The sequence below is a fragment of the Thalassotalea sp. G20_0 genome (assembly GCF_017744175.1).
GTDB lineage: Bacteria > Pseudomonadota > Gammaproteobacteria > Pseudomonadales > Endozoicomonadaceae > Endozoicomonas.
The window spans coordinates 1-512 of the sequence record NZ_JAGHQV010000544.1 but is presented as its reverse complement, the minus strand read 5'-3'; the positions used below and the strand labels follow the sequence as shown (position 1 = coordinate 512).

The following is a 512-nucleotide window of genomic DNA, read 5'->3' as shown; positions in this document are numbered from 1 at the left end:
GGGTATCCATGGGTTGCCAGAAGCCATGGTGTTCGTAGGAGGAGAGTTCGCCATCCGCCGCCAGTTGCATTAATGGCTCCTGTTCCCATACGGTTTGGTCATCTTCGATATAGTCAATTACTTTGGGTGAGAGCACAAAAAAGCCGCCATTGATCATACCGCCATCACCCTTTGGCTTTTCCTCGAACGAGATGACTTTATGGTTGTCGATGGCCAATGCACCAAAACGGCCAGGAGGGTAGGTAGCCGTTAACGTTGCCATAGTGTTCTGGCTTTTGTGATGCGCTATGGTAGCGGTGATATCGATATCGCCGACACCGTCACCGTAGGTAAAACAGAATGCTTCTTCGTTTTCAACGTAGTCTTTCACCCGTTTCAAACGACCACCGGTCATGGATGTGTCACCGGTATCTACTAGTGTTACCCGCCATGGCTCTGCCTTTCGGTGGTGTACGTTCATCTGGTTGTCACTCATATCAAAAGTGACATCCGACATATGCAGAAAATAGTTG

Annotated in this window: 1 protein-coding gene; it reads right to left on the bottom strand. The window is 49.0% G+C overall.

From position 1 onward, the window contains the following. Window positions 1-475: sugar phosphate nucleotidyltransferase (locus tag J7438_RS27475; protein WP_286197008.1), on the bottom strand; the 475-nt coding region annotated here is incomplete at its 3' end. Window positions 476-512: the final 37 nt, after the last annotated feature.